Source organism: Klebsiella sp. RC2 (assembly GCF_014192815.1).
In the GTDB taxonomy this organism is placed as follows: domain Bacteria; phylum Pseudomonadota; class Gammaproteobacteria; order Enterobacterales; family Enterobacteriaceae; genus Klebsiella; species Klebsiella variicola.
Genome location: NZ_JACHYL010000001.1, coordinates 95,141 through 110,870 on the forward strand (window position 1 = coordinate 95,141; position 15,730 = coordinate 110,870).

16 protein-coding genes are annotated in these 15,730 nt (G+C 61.2%); 7 read left to right on the forward strand and 9 right to left on the reverse strand.

Annotated elements, in window-relative coordinates; translation table 11 throughout:
- Positions 1 to 5: 5 nt before the first annotated feature.
- From mhpC to FHW76_RS00470, 3 genes are read right to left on the reverse strand one after another with little or no spacing between them, the layout of a single operon-like run.
- Entirely contained in the window at positions 6 to 872 is an 867-nt protein-coding gene (mhpC, locus tag FHW76_RS00460; RefSeq protein ID WP_183476129.1) for a 2-hydroxy-6-oxonona-2,4-dienedioate hydrolase, read from the reverse strand.
- Positions 873 to 889: 17 nt separating this feature from the next.
- Positions 890 to 1,834, reverse strand: coding sequence for a 2,3-dihydroxyphenylpropionate/2,3-dihydroxicinnamic acid 1,2-dioxygenase (gene mhpB / locus FHW76_RS00465; RefSeq protein ID WP_023297814.1), 945 nt, complete (start codon positions 1,832 to 1,834; stop codon positions 890 to 892).
- 1 nt (position 1,835) lies between these two features.
- A complete protein-coding gene (locus tag FHW76_RS00470) occupies positions 1,836 to 3,500 on the reverse strand; it encodes a bifunctional 3-(3-hydroxy-phenyl)propionate/3-hydroxycinnamic acid hydroxylase (RefSeq protein WP_110219917.1) in 1,665 nt (554 codons plus the stop codon).
- Between the two features lie 177 nt (positions 3,501 to 3,677).
- Here FHW76_RS00470 and FHW76_RS00475 point away from each other — a divergent pair, with 177 nt between their 5' ends.
- The 4 genes from FHW76_RS00475 (at position 3,678) to FHW76_RS00490 (ending at position 7,384) form a co-directional block, all read left to right on the forward strand.
- A complete protein-coding gene (locus tag FHW76_RS00475) occupies positions 3,678 to 4,490 on the forward strand; it encodes a DNA-binding transcriptional regulator (protein WP_023340341.1) in 813 nt (270 codons plus the stop codon).
- Positions 4,491 to 4,582: 92 nt separating this feature from the next.
- Positions 4,583 to 5,641 (forward strand): ABC transporter substrate-binding protein, encoded by a 1,059-nt coding sequence (locus tag FHW76_RS00480; RefSeq protein ID WP_032754661.1) that lies wholly within the window; start codon positions 4,583 to 4,585, stop codon positions 5,639 to 5,641.
- The gene (locus FHW76_RS00485; RefSeq protein WP_016161290.1) at positions 5,631 to 6,638 is read left to right on the forward strand and encodes an iron ABC transporter permease; all 1,008 of its coding nucleotides are present in this window, start codon (positions 5,631 to 5,633) and stop codon (positions 6,636 to 6,638) included. The genes FHW76_RS00480 and FHW76_RS00485 overlap by 11 nt, the downstream gene beginning before the upstream one ends.
- Positions 6,635 to 7,384, forward strand: coding sequence for an ABC transporter ATP-binding protein (locus FHW76_RS00490; protein ID WP_016161291.1), 750 nt, complete (start codon positions 6,635 to 6,637; stop codon positions 7,382 to 7,384). Before FHW76_RS00485 ends, FHW76_RS00490 begins: the two co-directional genes overlap by 4 nt.
- Here the strand turns inward: FHW76_RS00490 and FHW76_RS00495 are convergent.
- The 4 genes from FHW76_RS00495 to FHW76_RS00510 all read right to left on the reverse strand — a co-directional run bounded on the left by FHW76_RS00495 (position 7,368) and on the right by FHW76_RS00510 (position 12,267).
- Positions 7,368 to 8,111 carry a substrate-binding domain-containing protein gene (locus FHW76_RS00495; protein WP_183476131.1) on the reverse strand — a complete coding sequence of 248 codons (744 nt, stop codon included), beginning with the start codon at positions 8,109 to 8,111 and terminating at the stop codon, positions 7,368 to 7,370. The two genes, FHW76_RS00490 and FHW76_RS00495, sit on opposite strands and share 17 nt — an antisense overlap.
- A gap of 56 nt (positions 8,112 to 8,167) precedes the next feature.
- Positions 8,168 to 9,004: a shikimate dehydrogenase gene (locus FHW76_RS00500; RefSeq protein WP_008804475.1), complete on the reverse strand. Its 837-nt coding sequence runs from the start codon at positions 9,002 to 9,004 to the stop codon at positions 8,168 to 8,170.
- A 15-nt stretch (positions 9,005 to 9,019) separates the two neighbouring features.
- Complete coding sequence (locus FHW76_RS00505) at positions 9,020 to 10,342, reverse strand: MFS transporter (protein ID WP_023322833.1); 1,323 nt, start codon at positions 10,340 to 10,342, stop codon at positions 9,020 to 9,022.
- A 71-nt stretch (positions 10,343 to 10,413) separates the two neighbouring features.
- Positions 10,414 to 12,267 (reverse strand): bifunctional sugar phosphate isomerase/epimerase/4-hydroxyphenylpyruvate dioxygenase family protein, encoded by a 1,854-nt coding sequence (locus FHW76_RS00510; RefSeq protein ID WP_110209345.1) that lies wholly within the window; start codon positions 12,265 to 12,267, stop codon positions 10,414 to 10,416.
- Between the two features lie 126 nt (positions 12,268 to 12,393).
- On the opposite strand from FHW76_RS00510, the gene FHW76_RS00515 reads away from it, so the two are divergent.
- Positions 12,394 to 13,032 carry a TetR/AcrR family transcriptional regulator gene (locus FHW76_RS00515; protein WP_008804472.1) on the forward strand — a complete coding sequence of 213 codons (639 nt, stop codon included), beginning with the start codon at positions 12,394 to 12,396 and terminating at the stop codon, positions 13,030 to 13,032.
- 17 nt (positions 13,033 to 13,049) lie between these two features.
- Here the strand turns inward: FHW76_RS00515 and fumD are convergent, their stop codons facing one another.
- Both fumD and FHW76_RS00525 read right to left on the reverse strand, forming a co-directional pair.
- A complete protein-coding gene (fumD, locus tag FHW76_RS00520) occupies positions 13,050 to 13,262 on the reverse strand; it encodes a fumarate hydratase FumD (RefSeq protein WP_012541399.1) in 213 nt (70 codons plus the stop codon).
- Between the two features lie 236 nt (positions 13,263 to 13,498).
- Complete coding sequence (locus FHW76_RS00525; protein ID WP_004217210.1) at positions 13,499 to 13,630, reverse strand: hypothetical protein; 132 nt, start codon at positions 13,628 to 13,630, stop codon at positions 13,499 to 13,501.
- A 137-nt stretch (positions 13,631 to 13,767) separates the two neighbouring features.
- On the opposite strand from FHW76_RS00525, the gene pykF reads away from it, so the two are divergent.
- Positions 13,768 to 15,180 (forward strand): pyruvate kinase PykF, encoded by a 1,413-nt coding sequence (gene pykF, locus FHW76_RS00530; protein ID WP_012541397.1) that lies wholly within the window; start codon positions 13,768 to 13,770, stop codon positions 15,178 to 15,180.
- Positions 15,181 to 15,492: 312 nt separating this feature from the next.
- A complete protein-coding gene (locus tag FHW76_RS00535; RefSeq protein ID WP_007374746.1) occupies positions 15,493 to 15,729 on the forward strand; it encodes a major outer membrane lipoprotein in 237 nt (78 codons plus the stop codon).
- Position 15,730: the final 1 nt, after the last annotated feature.

Here is a 15,730-nt window from a genome sequence, read left to right on the forward strand (position 1 = left end):
ACTCCTTAAGCCCGTGCGAGGAAATTGAGCACCAGCTGATTAAAACTGTCGGCATGTTCCCACTGCGCCCAGTGGCCGCAGTCGCGGTAAATATGCAGTTCCGAACCGGCGATCCCGGCGAGCAGGCGCAACCCGGCATCCATCGGCACGAAGCGGTCATTGCGTCCCCAGACGATCAGGGTTGGCGCGCTGATTTCGCCCAGCCGCGGGCCAAAGTCAGGAAACTGCTTCGGGTTGGCTTCGAGGCTTTTGACGAAGTTGTCCAGATGGTCGCGGCGCGACAGCATATTGTTGAGACGCGCCTCGAACAGCGCCTCGGTGAGGTCGCGGGTGTCGAAGACGAAGATGCTCATCATCTTCTTCAGGTTTTCAATGGTCGGCTCGCGGTACAGGGCATTCAGCAGCTTGATGCCCTCCGTCGGCATCGGCGTGAACAGGCTCATGCCGCCGGTCCCCCCACCCATTAGCACCAGCTTCGCCACCCGCTCCGGCCAGCTCAGGGTGAAGGCCACCGCGCTATGGCCGCCCATCGAGTTGCCCAGCAGATGGACTTTATCGATCCCCAGCTGATCGACCACGCTTTTCAGAATGCGGGCGTTGAGGTCCGAACGTGAGCCGCTGTTGACGATAGCATCGCTTTTGCCCCACCCCGGACAGTCGAGGAGCAGCACGCGATAGCCCGCCTCGACCAGCGGGTCAATGTTACGGCTGAAGTTGGCCCAGCCGGTGGCCCCCGGCCCGGAGCCGTGCAGCATGACCACGGTCTCTTTCCCGTCGCCGCAGTCATTGATATGGATGCGCAGCGTGCGGCCCTCCTCGTCGACATTGAGGAATCGGCTGGTGGCGGCTTCGGTTTGCGGTTGATAGCTCATGTTAGTCTCCCGGTTAATCAAATCTCGGTGGTGGCGCTCAGCGAGCCGAACCCGGCGATCCACTCGGGGATCGGCCGGTAATAGCGGCCCTCACTGCGCCAGCGGCCAAAAGCGGATAGCGCGGCAAAAGCGGCCACCCAGGTCTTAATTTCGTGCGTCGATTTCCCGGCCATCGCCGACAGCTCGTCGTTGCCGATCGCATCCAGCTCCGCCAGCCGCCCCTGCTCCAGCAGGCTCATAAAGCGGTTGTCCCAGACCGGGTTGAGGGGATGGAGCGAATGCGGATCTTCGGTAAACCGTCTGGCGGCGTTGATCACCCGCTGCTGGCGCCGTTCGCGTTCGTCCGGCGGCAGCTGTTTTCCGCCGCCGAGCAGGCGATCGCGGAGATGGGCGTCGGCTTTCGCCAGCTCCGGCACCGGCGGCTGGTGCGAGAGTCCGCCCGAGCCGAGGATCAGCACCCGCTTATTGAGGGTATTGAGAAAGCGGCCCATCGCCTCGCCCAGCAGCCGGGTACGTTGAAAACCCGGCAGCGGCGCGGCGACGCCGTTAATAAACACCGGCAGCACCGGCAGGCGGTCCAGGCCACCCAGCAGAAACTCCAGCGGCTGGGCGAAGCCATGGTCCACCTGCATGTTGTACGACACCGCCAGGTCGATACCGCTGTTGATGACCGCGTGGGCGCAGGCTTCCGCCAGCTCGGTCGGCACCGGCAGGTCGCCGGCGGCGCTGGCGAAGTCGCCAATGGCGGTGGCGCCGACGCCGAGGCAGAACGGCGGCATCACGTCATAGAAAAAACCGTTGTAGTGATCGGGAGCGAAGAGCACCACCAGCTCGGGCTCGAAAGCGGCGATCCGCCGCCGGGCGTCAGCAATCACCCCGTTCACTTCATCAAGGACCGCCTGCTCCGGGTCCACGAATCCCACCAACGGAGTGTGGGAGAGACAGTGCAAATAGGCATCCATATCAGGCCACCTTCTCTTCAGTGCGGGCGGTATCCCCGGTTGCGAGGGTCATTTTTTCCGCCAGGGCGGTCAGCTGTGCGCCGAGGGTCTGCGGGATGGCGAGAGCGGCGACAAAGCGGTCCGGTCTGACCACGGCAATGGCGGTGTTATGCTGAGCAAACCAGCTCTTCAGGCGATTTTGCGTATCGCCTACCCGCAGCGTGCCGGGGGCGTTATCCTGCTCGCGATGGATCTGCACCTCCGGCACCACCTGGATAAAGCGCACGCCAATCGCGCGCCAGCGGGCGATCTGCCCGGCTTCGAGCCCCCACTGCGGGTTGCAGCCCCAGCCGATAATGGCGAAATTCGCGCCGATAACCTCGTCGAGCAGCACGCTCTCGCCGCTCTCCAGCGTCACCTGCGGTTGAATAAACATTTTGCCCACCGGCGAGGTTTTGCCGGCGCCGTCGGTCAGCAGCGCCCCCTCGCGGTACTGCGGCATCGGCTTAAAGCGCATTTCGAGGAAGTAGCGCTTCACCGGCGGCAGGTAGTTCAGCAGCCAGGAGAGACCGTCGCGCACGGCCCCCTGCCAGCGCTTCGGCGGCGCCAGCACGTTGCCGGCGGTGACCGACAGATCAATCATCGCTTTCGCGTGGTCGCGGCGCTCCTGCTGGTAGCTGTCGAGCAGCGCCTCTCCCGCTTTACCGTTGACCACCAGCGCCAGCTTCCACGCCAGGTTGAAGGCGTCGCGCATGCCGCTGTTGTATCCCTGCCCCTGCCAGACCGGCATGATGTGCGCCGCGTCGCCGGCCAGCAGCACCCGGTCAATGCGAAAGCGCTCGGCAAGGCGGGCATTATGGGTGTAGACCCGCTGGCGGATCAGCTCGACGCGGTCCGGGTCCGGCAGCACTTTGCTCAGCAGACGACGCATATTGTGCGGCTCGCTGAGCTGGGCTTCGGTTTCTCCGGGCATCACCATAAATTCAAAGCGGCGCACGCCATGGGGCAGCGCGGCGGAAACGTAGGGTCGCACCGGGTCGCAGCACAGGTAAACGTGCGGGGTGGCCAGCGGGTCGTTAGCGATATCGATGACGATCCACTGATTCGGCGCGGTCTTGCCTTCGAAGGGGACGTTCAGCGTACGACGAATAAAGCTGGCGCCGCCGTCGCAGGCCACCAGCCAGTCCGCGCGCACCGTCTCCCGCTCGCCGTCCGGTCCTTTAAGATTTAACGTGACACCGTCACCGTTCTGGCTAAAGGCTTCTACTTCGCGGGAGAAGAGGCAGCGGACCTGCGGGAAACGCTGCAGGCCGTTATACATCACCGCATCGACCTGCGGCTGAATGAAGGCGTTGCGCCGCGACCAGCCAAACTCATCGGTCATCGGCTGGATATCGGCAAAGCAGCGCCCCTTCGGGGTCAGAAAGCGCATGGCGTGCCACGGCGTGGTGTGCGGCAGCACGTCATTCACCAGCCCTACCGCCTGCATCGCCCGCAGGGATTCATCGTCAATGCCGATGGCCCGCGGGTAATCGATCAGTGTGTCGAGCTTTTCCACCAGCAGCACGCTGATGCCCATCTGGCCAAGGTAGTTGGCCATCATCAGGCCAACCGGACCGGCGCCGGCGATGGCGACCTGAGCGGTATGCTGCACGGCGGGTTGAATATCGGGTGTAGATGTTGTCATTTTCAGCGACCTCACGACTCGGAAACTGCCCGGCTGACAGGCAATTTGTTAATCATGTGTAAACGTATTTTTATAATGGGCTGAGTATAGGGCGGGGGTTTTCGGCTACAATCAAAACATCGCCGAATGTGCACCAGGTGCACAACGCTGTTTATAAAGCATTTTAAGGAAGGATTTATGCGTGACGATGGGTCCACTGAGTACAAAACGGTGCGTGGGTTAAGCCGGGGTTTATTGTTATTAAAATTGTTAAATAAATTCGACGGCGGCGCGACGCCGGGCCTGCTGGCGGAGTTTAGCGGCCTGCATCGCACCACCGTGCGCCGGCTGCTGGAGACGCTGCAGGAGGAGGGTTTTGTCCGCCGCAGCCGCTCCGACGACAGCTTCCGTTTGACCATTAACGTCCGCCAGCTGAGCGATGGATTTCGTGACGAACATTGGATTTCTGCCCTCGCCACACCGCTGCTCGGCGAGCTGCTGCGCGAGGTACAGTGGCCCACGGATATCACCACCCTCGACGTCGACGCCATGGTGGTGCGCGAGACTACCCACCGCTTCAGCCGACTGTCGTTTCACCGCGCGATGGTCGGACGGCGGCTGCCGCTGTTGCTCACCGCCTCCGGGCTGACGTGGCTGGCCTTTGCCCCCGACGCGGAGCGCGACGCCATCGTCAGCATGCTGGCCGCCCGTCCGGAAGCTGAGTATCAGCTGGCCCGCGAACCGGAACGGCTGGCGGCGATCCTCGCCCGCACCCGCCAGAACGGCTATGGCGAAAACTTCCGCGGTTGGCGGCAGGAGGAGAAAATCGCCTCCATCGCCGTGCCGGTCTGCAGCCAGCAGCGGGTTATCGGCTGCCTGAATCTGGTCTATATCGCCAGCGCGATGACCATTGAGCAGGCGGCGCAGAAGCATCTTTCCGCCCTGCAGAGGGTGGCGAGTCAGATAGAGGCCCGCATGGAAGAGGAAGAAGTGTGGTACGAAATGCCTTAATCGTGATGAGGGTAAATGCGATCACCCATTGCGCCCGGCTTCGTTATATACTTTAATACATAACGAATTTTTCACGCCATTCGGGCCACACCATGTCAAAACACCCCTTACTGCTGGGCCTGACGCTGCTCAGCGCCAGCCTGTTCACCGGCCAGGCCTTTGCCGACCGCACCGTCACCGACCAGCTGGGTCGCCAGGTCACGCTCCCCGACCACATCACCCGCGTCGTGGTTCTGCAACATCAGACGCTCAACCTGCTGGTGCAACTGCATGCCGCAGAGGATATCGTCGGCGTCTTAAGCAGCTGGCAGAAACAGCTCGGGCCGCAGTTCGCCCGCTTTATGCCTGAGATCGGGCAACTGGCGACCCCGGGCGATCTCACCCAGGTCAATATTGAAAGCCTGCTGGCGCTGCGTCCGCAGGTGGTTTTTGTCGCCAACTATGCGCCGCCGGCGATGATCGCGCAGATCCAACAGGCCGGGATCCCGGTGGTGGCCATCTCGCTGCGCCAGGACGCCGCCGGGGAAAAAAATAAAATGAACCCTACCATGGCTGACGAAGAGCAGGCCTATAACGCCGGGCTGGTGGAGGGGATCCGCCTTATCGGCGAGGTCGTCGAGCGCCAGCCCGAGGCCGAGGCGCTGATTCACTACACCTTTGCGGCGCGCAAAAAAGCCAATGCGCCGGTGGCCGATATTCCCCAGAACCAGCGGGTGCGGGTGTATATGGCCAACCCCGATCTGAATACCTACGGCGCCGGTAAATACACCGGGCTGATGATGGCGCACGCCGGGGCGCTGAACGTGGCGGCCGCCAGCGTAAAAGGCGCCCGTCAGGTGTCGCTGGAGCAGGTACTGGAGTGGAACCCGCAGGTGATCTTCGTCCAGGACCGTTATCCGCAGGTGGTCAAACAGATAGAGAACGACCCGCAGTGGCAGGCGATCGATGCGGTGAAACACCACCGCGTGTGGCTGATGCCGGAGTACGCCAAAGCCTGGGGTTACCCGATGCCGGAGGCCCTGGCGCTGGGCGAGCTATGGATGGCGAAAAAACTCTATCCTTCGCGCTACCAGAGCATCGATGTGGACAGTAAAGCCAGGGATTACTATCAGCGTTTTTACCGCGTGGCGTGGACGCCAGATGCGCGCTAACCACCATCCCTGGCGGTTGCAGGGTAGCCTGGCGCTGGCGACGCTGGCGATCGCGGTCGCCTCGCTCTGTTTCGGCCAGTACCCGTTAAGCCTGCGCGCCGTTGGCCACACCCTGGTCCATTTGCCGCCAGGTGAAGGGGTGATCGGGCAGATCGTCTGGTCGGTTCGCCTGCCGCGCGTGGTCATGGCTCTGCTGGCCGGGGGCGCGCTGGGGCTGTGCGGCGCCACCTTGCAGGGCGTGTTCCAGAACCCGCTGGTGGACCCGCACATCATCGGGGTGACCGCCGGCTCCGCCTTCGGCGGCACGCTGGCGATCCTGTTGGGCGTCGGCGGTCTGCTGATGATGGCCTCGACCTTTTTCTTCGGCCTCATCGCGCTGGGGCTGATTTACGCCCTCGCCGCCCTGCAGGGGCGGGACAGCACGCTGGGGCTGATTCTGTCCGGGATCATTCTCAGCGGCTTCTTCGCCGCGCTGGTCAGCCTGATGCAGTACCTCGCCGATAGCGAAGAGACGTTACCGAACATTGTTTTCTGGCTGCTCGGCAGCTTCGCGACCGCCAGCTGGCATAAGGTTCTGCTTATGTCCCTGCCCATGGCGCTAGCCGCCGGGGTGCTGTGGAAGCTGCGCTGGCGTATCAACCTGCTGGCGCTGGAGGAACGCGATGCCCGCAGTCTTGGCGTTCCGGTGGCCGCGCTGCGTCGCGGCGTGCTGGTGTGCTGTGCAGTGCTGGTGGCAGCCCAGGTGGCGGTCAGCGGCAGCATCGCCTGGATGGGGCTGGTGGTCCCGCACCTCGCCCGCCTGCTGGTGGGCGCTGACCATCGTCGCCTGCTGCCCACCGCCTTCTGGCTTGGCGCCGCGCTGATGCTGGTGGTAGACGATCTGGCGCGCACGCTGACCCAGGCGGAAATCCCGATCGGGATCATCACTGCCCTGCTCGGGGCGCCGCTGTTTACCTTTTTACTGGTGCAATCCCGGCGCCGGAGTACCGCCCGATGAACAGCTCATTATCGCTGGAAGCGCTACGCTACGGCCACCGTCAGCCGCTCTTCGCCCCGCTCACGCTGACCTGCCGGCCCGGTGAGATCTGGGCGGTGCTGGGCGCCAATGGCCGGGGAAAAAGTACCCTGCTGGACACCCTAACCGGCGTGTTGCCGCCGCTGGGCGGCCAGGTGCAGTGCGAGGGGGGCATCGCCCTGGTCCCGCAGTCGTTTCGTCCCGCTTTTCGCTGGCGCGTGAGCGATGTGGTGCTGATGGGCCGCGCCCGTCATGTGGATCTCTTTGCCCAGCCTGGCGAGGAGGATGCCCGGCGGGTTGAGAACGCGCTGACGCAGCTGGGGATTGCCGCCCTGGCCGGGGATGACTTCGGCGCCCTCTCCGGCGGCCAGCAGCAGCTGGTGCTGATTGCCCGCGCGCTGGTCAGCGCCAGCCAGAATATCCTGCTGGATGAGCCCTGCTCGGCGCTGGACCTCGGTAACCAGCAGGTGGTATTGCAGCTGATCGGCGACCTCGCTCACCGCCAGGCACGCACCGTCCTGTTCACCACCCATGATCCAAACCATGCGCTGCAGGTGGCCAGCCATACGCTGCTGCTTCTGCCGGAGGGCCAGTGGCTGGCAGGCGAGACCGCCGACGTGCTGAGCGAAACGCACCTCCGGCAAGCGTACGGCCTGCCGGTACGTCTGATCCACTATGCCGCCTCCGCGTCCCCTCTGCTGGCGCCGGGGTTTACTCTGCGTCGCTAAACGGCATAAAACCCGCCTGCCGGAGATACCTCTGGCCAACGTCGCCGAGTATAAAGCGATACAGGGCCAGTGCGGCGGGATCCGCCCTGAGGCGCGCCAGCTGGTAATCGCAGCGAATATTCCACGGCGCCAGGATGGTCAGGGTACGCAGATCGTCGCAGGCGGCCAGCGCGGGGCCATAGTGCGCGTAGCCGATAAACAGATCCGCCAGATTCTGGCGAATAAGCCACGCGCCGGCTATCTCGCCCGGCGGCACGCTCAGTGAGTCTCTACCGCCGACCCGCGGCTGCGCCCGCCCGGCTATCGCGTTGCCCAACCCAGGATAGTGCGCCTCAATTCGGGCAAACAGTTGCCAGGTATAATCTCCCGACGGATCGCATCCCGGCGTGGAGGTCGCCAGCCGCAGGCGGGGCGTGCTGAGCAGCGCCAGCCAGTCCAGGCCATCGTTGTCCGGCGACCGCCGGGCGGTCAGCATCAGCTGGTTGCCGGCAAATCCCTGGCATTCCTGCGCCAGACCGGCCTGCAGCAGCGCCTGCGGGTGCGCCGCGTTGGCGGACGCAAAAACCGCGCACGGCGCCCCGGCCTCGATCCGCTCGCGCAGCAGGCCGGCAGGGCCAAACTGCGCATCGACCGCCAGGCCAGTGTGCTGCTGAAAGTGCGCCACCAGCGGCAGGAAAGCGCTTCTCAGGCTTCCCGCCGCCAGCAGCGTGAGAGGAGTGGACATCATAGATAGTCGCTATAAACCGGATAATATAACGCTATATTACCCGGTTTGCCGTCGCGTCAGTAGCGAATTTCCGCCAGCGCGCGCAGCTGCTCGGGGGTGGCTACCGGCAGGTCGAAAAAGCGCAGATAAGCGGGGATCATTTCAAACAACATGTCGGTCCCGCGCTGGATATGGCACTGTCGCGCCTGAGCGGCCCTCAGCAGCGGGGTGTACTCCTGGGTCATGACGACCTCCCCCACCCAGGTGCCTGGCGCCAGACGGTCAACGTCCAGCGGCAGCGGATCGCTGGCCTTCATCCCCAGCGGGGTGGCATTGACCACCAGCTCGTGTCCGACAGGGTCGTGCTGCATCAGGGTGATATCGAGCTGCGGATAGTGCTGATGCAGCCGTCCGGCAAGGGCGTGCGCCACCTCGGGCCGGGTATCGTACAGGGTCAGGGCGCTGACTCCCGCCGCGGCGAGAGAGGCGGCGATAGCCGATCCCACCCCGCCGCTGCCGACCACCAGCGCCCGCGTCCCCTGCGGATTAAACCCTTTACGACGCAGGCCCAGCACAAAGCCGTCGCCATCGAACATATCCCCGGAGAGGCTGCCGTCGGCCTCGCGACGGATGGCATTGCAGGCGCCGGCGATGGCCGCCGTCGGGCTCAGGCGCTGGACCAGATCGCAGGTGGCGATTTTATGCGGCATCGTCACCAGCGCGCCGATGATGTTGGTCATCGTAAACAGCGGCGGAATAAACGCGGCGTAGTCCTCCGGCCTGACCCCCATCGGCACCACCTTCACGTCCACCTGCTGGTCGACGAACCACGGGTTATAGATCATCGGCGCCTTAAAACTGGCGGTCGGATAGCCAAGGTGCGCTATCAGCCGCGTATTTCCACTAATCACCATGCCTTGCTCCTTTGCTTACTGCGATAACTCGATACGTTTGACGTCGCCGAGGATAAACAGATAGGCCACCACGCCCAGCAGCGCGGCGCCGCCGATGTAGATCAACGCGTAGAAGAAATTGCCGAACCCGGCAACGATAAAGCCGATCACCAGCGGGGTGAGGATCCCCGCGAGGTTGGCGCAGAAGTTAAACAGGCCGCCGGTCAGGCCGCCCAGCCCCTTCGGGGCAATATCGGAGATCAGCGTCCAGCCAAGCCCCACCATTCCCTGACCAAAAAAGGCAAACGACATCACCAGGATCACCGCCAGGTCGCTCTGCAGCCAGTTGGCGGTGATAATGCAGCTGGCCATCAGCAGACCGGCGACGATCGGCAGCTTACGGCCAAGGTTGGCCGACCCGGTGGCCTTGAGCAGTTTGTCGGAGATCCAGCCGCCAAACATCACCCCGCCCGCGGCGGCGACAAACGGCAGGATGGAGAAGAAGCCGACCTTCAGCCAGGGCATATGCCGCTCGGTGGCCAGCCAGGTCGGGAACCAGGTGAGAAAGAACACCAGCACGGTATTGCCGGCAAACTGGCCGATGCTGGCGCCGATGATCTGCCGCTTGCTCAGCAGCTGGCGGACCAGCGGCCAGCTGAACGCCACCTGCTGGTCCGTCGGGGCGCTCAGGCCGCCGCCGTTTTCGATATGCTCGCGCTCCTGCTGGCTGAGGCGCGGATCTTCATGCGGTTCGCGGTAGCAGCGCCACCACACCAGGGCAAACAGAATACCGACCGCGCCGACGCTGACGAACAGCACCCGCCAGCCAAAGCCGTCCATGATCCAGAACAGCAGCGGCGCAAAGCAGGCCAGCCCGAGGTATTCCCCTACCGTGTACACCGCTGTGGCTTTCGCCCGCTCATGCTGCGGGAACCAGGCGCTGACCACCCGGCTGTTGACCGGAAAGCACGGCGCTTCGCTAATGCCGAGCCCGAAGCGGCACAGCAGCAGTGTTTTCAGCCCCACCGCCATGCCGTGGAACAGGGTAAACAGCGACCACAGGGTCAGCGACAGAAAATAGGTCACTTTGTTGCCAAAGCGGTCAAGAAACAGCCCGCCGGGGATCTGCGCCAGGGCATAGGTCCAGGCAAAGGCGGAAAAAAGGATACCCATGATCGCCGGGTCGATCCCCAGCTCACCGGTGAGCTTTGGGGCGGCAATCCCCAGCACGGTGCGATCGAGGTAGTTGATCATGGTACCAACGGCCAACAGCGCAAGGATGCCGATGCGCCGCCGGGAGCGGCGTACGGTGACGGCAGGCTGGGCGGCAGCCGTCGGATTAGGGCTATATGAGCTCATAGTCAGTTCCTGTCTCGGGTACAGAGGATGTTGTTATTGTGTTTAAGGCATAATGAACCATTTGATTCGGGCTAACAATACTGCATCGCCGCCAGACGAACGGCGGCATTCGCCGCGCCATAGAGCGCGTAGCCTGCCTGTCGTTCGGTTAATTCAAAGAAAAAGCGCCCGGCGGTAAAGGGGCGGGTATAAAGATGCAGGAAGGCCCCGCCCTGCGGATCGCGGTCGTAGAGGAGCTGCCGCCGCTGCAGTTGCCCAACGTCCAGCTCGCCGCCGAAGCGCGCCAGCAGATCGTCATAATAGTTGGCCGGGATCGGCAGCGCATGGCGGGCAACGTCGGCAAGCTGGTCGCAGGTGGCCGGCAGATCGCGGCAGGCAAAGGCCGCATGCTGCAGCCCTGCCCCCTGGTAGCAGGCGACCGAGCGTGCAATCTGCGTCGCCCGGCTCTGCGAAATATTCAGCGCCAGACGGATATCGCCCTGCGGGCTGCGCACCGCCAGACTGCGCACCAGTCCATACGGGTCCGGCAGCGTCTGCTCATGCTCAAGGGTAAAACCAAACACCGTGCGGAAGAACATCACCCAGTTGTCGCGGCTGTCGGCCTCCATCCCCAGCGCCAGATGGTCGATACCGAGATAATCCTCGCGCACCGTCAGTCCGTCGCGCAGATGAAAATCGCGCTCATAGATCCCTTCCCCGGCCTCGATGAGATAGATAAGGCTACCGTCCGGGGCGCAGATCGCCGGGATCGGCGTTTCGTTCGGCCCGGCATCGCCCTGCCAGGTGGCATACCCCAGCGCCCGGGCGCGGGCCACAATCGGCGCACTGCGATCGACCCGCAGCGCCATGGCGCACAGCGATACGCCGTGGCGTTGATAGAAATGATCGGCCCAGCTGTGGGGCTGATGGTTGATGACGATCCGCGCCCCGCCGTTGCGCCACAGCGTCACCTGTTTGGAGCGGTGGCTTCCCTCGTGCTGAAAACCCAGCGCCTGCAGATGCTGCCCCAGGCGCTGCGCCTCGGCGGCGCTGGCGGCAAACTCGATAAACTCCAGCCCGTGATAGACCGGCAGCGGCGGCGGTGAAAACAGATCCGCATCGCACGTCGGGAGCCGACGGCGGGTTTGCTCCTCCAGCCACAGCAGCGAACGATAACCATCTTTGGCCGTCGCGCCGTTCGGCGAGGCGCGAAAACCGTCATTAAAGATCTCCAGCGACCAGGGGCCGCGATAGCCGCAGCGGGTGACCTGCTCGGCAAACGGCTCCAGCGGCAGCTCGCCCTGCCCGGGGAAGCAGCGGAAATGGCGACTCCATTCCAGGAGATCCATTTTCATGTACGGCGCATCGGCGAGCTGAACAAAGGTGATTTTCTCCACCGGCACCGACGGCAGCGCGTCCAGCGTGTCGCCGCGGGCCAGAATATGGAAGCTGTCGAGCACCAGGCCCAACGCCGGGCTGTCCACCCGCCGCACCCGCTCCCAGGCCTGCTGCCAGCGGTTCACATGGGTTCCCCAGGCCAGCGCCTCATAGCCGATAGTGATCCCCTCTTCTTCCGCCAGCGTGGCCAGCGCCCGCAGATCCGCGACCTGCAATTCGCTATCCGCCGAGCAGTCCGGCTGCACATTGCTGCACAGCAGCAGCGTGTCGCAGCCCAGCTCGTGCATCAGGGCAAACTTGCGCCGAGCGCGGGCTATATTCGCCGCAAACTGCGCCCGGCTGGCGCCTTCAAAATCGCGAAAGGGTTGAAAAAGCGTGATTTTTAACCCTAAATCGGCGGCAAGCTGGCGGATTTCCGCCGGCGTCCCCGTATAATAGAGCAGATCGTTCTCGAAAATTTCCACACCCTGATAGCCCGCCGCCGCAATAGCGTGCAGCTTCTCAGGCAGGGTGCCGGAAATCGAAACGGTGGCGATAGAGCGCAGCATAAGGTCCTCGGGTCAACAACTGACGTGAGCCTTGAATATGTATCATTTGGTTCATTTGCGCCATACTAGGTTGCTAAATTGTGATCATTATGTGTATTTTTTGTCACCCAAGAAAAAGGAGTTGCCATGACCGTCGTTGCTCATGATGAAGCACAATCCCTGAAGGCGCGGATTTTCAGCGCCGCTATCGCTGTTTTTGCTGAACACGGGCTGTCAGGCGCCCGCATGGAGCAGATCGCCACCGAAGCGCAGACCACCAAGCGCATGGTGGTTTACTACTTCAAAAGCAAAGAGCAGCTCTATCAGGAGGTGCTGCAGTATGTGTATGCGCGGATCCGCGAAACCGAGCAGCAGCTGGGGCTGGAGAATGTGCCGCCGGTGGAGGCGCTGGTGCGGCTGGTGCGCTGGAGCGTGCGTTATCACGCCACCCACGCGGACTATATGCGGGTGATTTGCATGGAGAATATGCAGCGCGGCAAGTGGTTACAAACCTCGGGTGAACTGAAACCGCTGAATCGTACCGCCCTGTCGATTCTGGAAGACATTTTACAGCGCGGCCAGCAGCAAGGCGTCTTTCAGGCGGGGCTCGAAGCACGCGATGTGCACCGGTTAATCAGCAGCTTCAGCTTTTATCAGGTGTCGAACTTCTACACCTTCAGCAGCCTGTACCTTGACGATCCGTTGCCCGCCATCGACGACGAAGCGATGGTGGCCCACCACTGTGACATTGCCGTCCGGGCGGTGATCCGCTTCGTGATTTCCTGACCCGCCGGCGAAAGACGTTAATGCCCGGAAAGGGCGTGAATGACTTTCTCCATGGCCTCCACGGTGAGCGCCGAACGCTGAATTTTGGCGTTCGCCAGCGAGGTGCGCAGTACGCCGGCAATGACAATGTGTTTCGGCTCCTGGCCCAGGTCTCGCATTTCCAGCACCACTTTACCCACCACGCGGCACATTTCCTGGTACAGCTCGTCGTCTTTGGCTTTATTTCCCATCTGGTTTTGCTCGCACTTTATTATTATCAATCAATTCATTATTGATAGATTTTTTCCGCAACGCAAATTATCCCCGGCGGAATGGGCCAATGGCGCATTTTACTGGTTCATCACGCGAGAAAAAGCGCCTTCCGCTGCCCCTTTGCCTGCCCGGTGATGAAAAAATGTGTTGCGTACTTTTATGCATAACGTGCCGGTTTTGTTACGCGTTTTGTCCATAATTTGAAACGAGGTTTTTATTTTCCTTTTTGATTTCGGCAGCGTATAATGCGCTTCGATTCTTTCTTGAATGGTTTCAGCGCATTGGACTGCATGATAAAACGCATAACACCTTGCCACATTTCATGGGCTGAACCGCCAGCACACATTCTTCTGCACGCTCCGGGGTTGTCACCTATCCTTAGGGCGTGGCTTAGCAACTTTCGTAATACAGGTTTGGCTCCCCGGCAGTGCGCCCGCGGAGCGAGAATTCCATATCCTTCACAACTTAAAGACTAAAACTGTCATGAAAAAGACCAAAATTGTTTGCACCATCGGTCCGAAAACCGAATCTGAAGAGATGCTGACCAAAATGCTGGAAGCCGGCATGAACGTGATGCGTCTGAACTTCTCCCACGGTGACTATGCGGAACACGGTCAGCGCATCCAGAACCTGCGCAATGTGATGAGCAAAACCGGTAAGAAAGCCGCTATTCTGCTGGACACCAAAGGCCCGGAAATTCGTACCATCAAGCTGGAAGGCGGCAACGACGTCTCATTGAAAGCAGGCCAGACCTTCACCTTCACCACCGATAAATCCGTCGTCGGCAACAACGAAATCGTTGCAGTGACCTACGAAGGCTTCACGTCTGACCTCACCGTCGGCAACACCGTTCTGGTGGACGATGGCCTGATCGGCATGGAAGTGACGGCTATCGAAGGTAACAAAGTTATCTGTAAAGTGCTGAACAACGGCGACCTTGGCGAGAACAAAGGCGTAAACCTGCCGGGCGTCTCCATCGCCCTGCCGGCGCTGGCTGAGAAAGACAAACAGGATCTGATCTTCGGTTGCGAACAGGGCGTGGACTTTGTCGCGGCCTCCTTCATCCGTAAACGTTCCGACGTCGTCGAGATCCGTGAGCACCTGAAAGCCCACGGCGGCGAAAACATCCAGATCATCTCCAAAATCGAAAACCAGGAAGGCCTGAACAACTTCGACGAAATCCTCGAAGCTTCCGACGGCATCATGGTTGCTCGTGGCGACATGGGCGTTGAGATCCCGGTTGAAGAAGTTATCTTCGCCCAGAAAATGATCATCGAAAAATGTATCCGCGCGCGCAAAGTGGTTATCACCGCGACTCAGATGCTGGACTCCATGATCAAGAACCCGCGTCCGACCCGCGCTGAAGCCGGCGACGTGGCCAACGCCATCCTCGACGGTACCGATGCAGTGATGCTGTCCGGCGAATCCGCGAAAGGTAAATACCCGCTGGAAGCCGTCACCATCATGGCCACCATCTGCGAACGTACTGACCGCGTGATGACCAGCCGTCTGGACTTCAATAACGACAATCGTAAACTGCGCATCACCGAAGCGGTGTGCCGCGGCGCGGTAGAAACCGCTGAGAAACTGGAAGCGCCGCTGATCGTTGTCGCCACCCAGGGCGGTAAATCCGCACGCGCTGTGCGTAAATACTTCCCGGACGCCACCATCCTGGCCCTGACCACCAACGAAACCACCGCTCGCCAGCTGGTGCTGAGCAAAGGCGTTGTGCCACAGCTGGTGGAAGAGATCGCCTCTACCGATGACTTCTATCATCTGGGCAAAGATCTGGCGCTGAAAAGCGGCCTCGCGCGTAAAGGCGACGTGGTGGTGATGGTTTCCGGCGCATTAGTGCCGAGCGGTACCACTAATACGGCTTCCGTACACGTGCTGTAATAATTTACAGGTTAATTGGTTTTTTTTAATAAAGCGCCTCTCGGGGCGCTTTTTTTTATTCATTGATTAGCTCTTCCTATTAAAAATGCAAATCGGAATTTACTATTTAATAAGAGATTATCTAAGATGAATCCGATGGAAGCGCGCTGTTTTCACTCGCCTTTTTCTGCGATTTTGTCCAATTCGATGCTTCTTTGAGCGAACGATCAAAAATAAGTGCGTTCAGGTAAAAAAAATATTCTCATCCCAAAAAACTTTGTGTAATACTTGTAACGCTACATGGAGATTAACTCAATCTAGAGGGTATTAATAATGAATCGTACTAAACTGGTACTGGGCGCGGTAATCCTGGGTTCTACTCTGCTGGCTGGTTGCTCCAGCAATGCTAAAATCGATCAGCTGTCTTCTGACGTTCAGACTCTGAACGCTAAAGTTGACCAGCTGAGCAACGACGTGAACGCAATCCGTTCCGACGTTCAGGCTGCTAAAGACGACGCAGCTCGCGCTAACCAGCGTCTGGACAACCAGGCTCACTCTTACCGTAAGTAAG

Bases quoted from the DNA above. Each gene is read 5' to 3' on its own strand.
- FHW76_RS00475 (WP_023340341.1), top strand. From the start codon at position 3,678: ATGCGTGACGATGGGTCCACTGAGTACAAAACGGTGCGTGGGTTAAGC.
- FHW76_RS00485 (WP_016161290.1), top strand. From the start codon at position 5,631: ATGCGCGCTAACCACCATCCCTGGCGGTTGCAGGGTAGCCTGGCGCTG.
- fumD (WP_012541399.1), bottom strand. From the start codon at position 13,262: ATGGGAAATAAAGCCAAAGACGACGAGCTGTACCAGGAAATGTGCCGC.
- mhpC (WP_183476129.1), bottom strand. From the start codon at position 872: ATGAGCTATCAACCGCAAACCGAAGCCGCCACCAGCCGATTCCTCAAT.
- FHW76_RS00490 (WP_016161291.1), top strand. From the start codon at position 6,635: ATGAACAGCTCATTATCGCTGGAAGCGCTACGCTACGGCCACCGTCAG.
- FHW76_RS00510 (WP_110209345.1), bottom strand. From the start codon at position 12,267: ATGCTGCGCTCTATCGCCACCGTTTCGATTTCCGGCACCCTGCCTGAG.
- pykF (WP_012541397.1), top strand. From the start codon at position 13,768: ATGAAAAAGACCAAAATTGTTTGCACCATCGGTCCGAAAACCGAATCT.
- FHW76_RS00535 (WP_007374746.1), top strand. From the start codon at position 15,493: ATGAATCGTACTAAACTGGTACTGGGCGCGGTAATCCTGGGTTCTACT.
- FHW76_RS00525 (WP_004217210.1), bottom strand. From the start codon at position 13,630: ATGTGTGCTGGCGGTTCAGCCCATGAAATGTGGCAAGGTGTTATGCGT.
- FHW76_RS00500 (WP_008804475.1), bottom strand. From the start codon at position 9,004: ATGGTGATTAGTGGAAATACGCGGCTGATAGCGCACCTTGGCTATCCG.
- mhpB (WP_023297814.1), bottom strand. From the start codon at position 1,834: ATGGATGCCTATTTGCACTGTCTCTCCCACACTCCGTTGGTGGGATTC.
- FHW76_RS00480 (WP_032754661.1), top strand. From the start codon at position 4,583: ATGTCAAAACACCCCTTACTGCTGGGCCTGACGCTGCTCAGCGCCAGC.
- FHW76_RS00495 (WP_183476131.1), bottom strand. From the start codon at position 8,111: ATGATGTCCACTCCTCTCACGCTGCTGGCGGCGGGAAGCCTGAGAAGC.
- FHW76_RS00505 (WP_023322833.1), bottom strand. From the start codon at position 10,342: ATGAGCTCATATAGCCCTAATCCGACGGCTGCCGCCCAGCCTGCCGTC.
- FHW76_RS00515 (WP_008804472.1), top strand. From the start codon at position 12,394: ATGACCGTCGTTGCTCATGATGAAGCACAATCCCTGAAGGCGCGGATT.
- FHW76_RS00470 (WP_110219917.1), bottom strand. From the start codon at position 3,500: ATGACAACATCTACACCCGATATTCAACCCGCCGTGCAGCATACCGCT.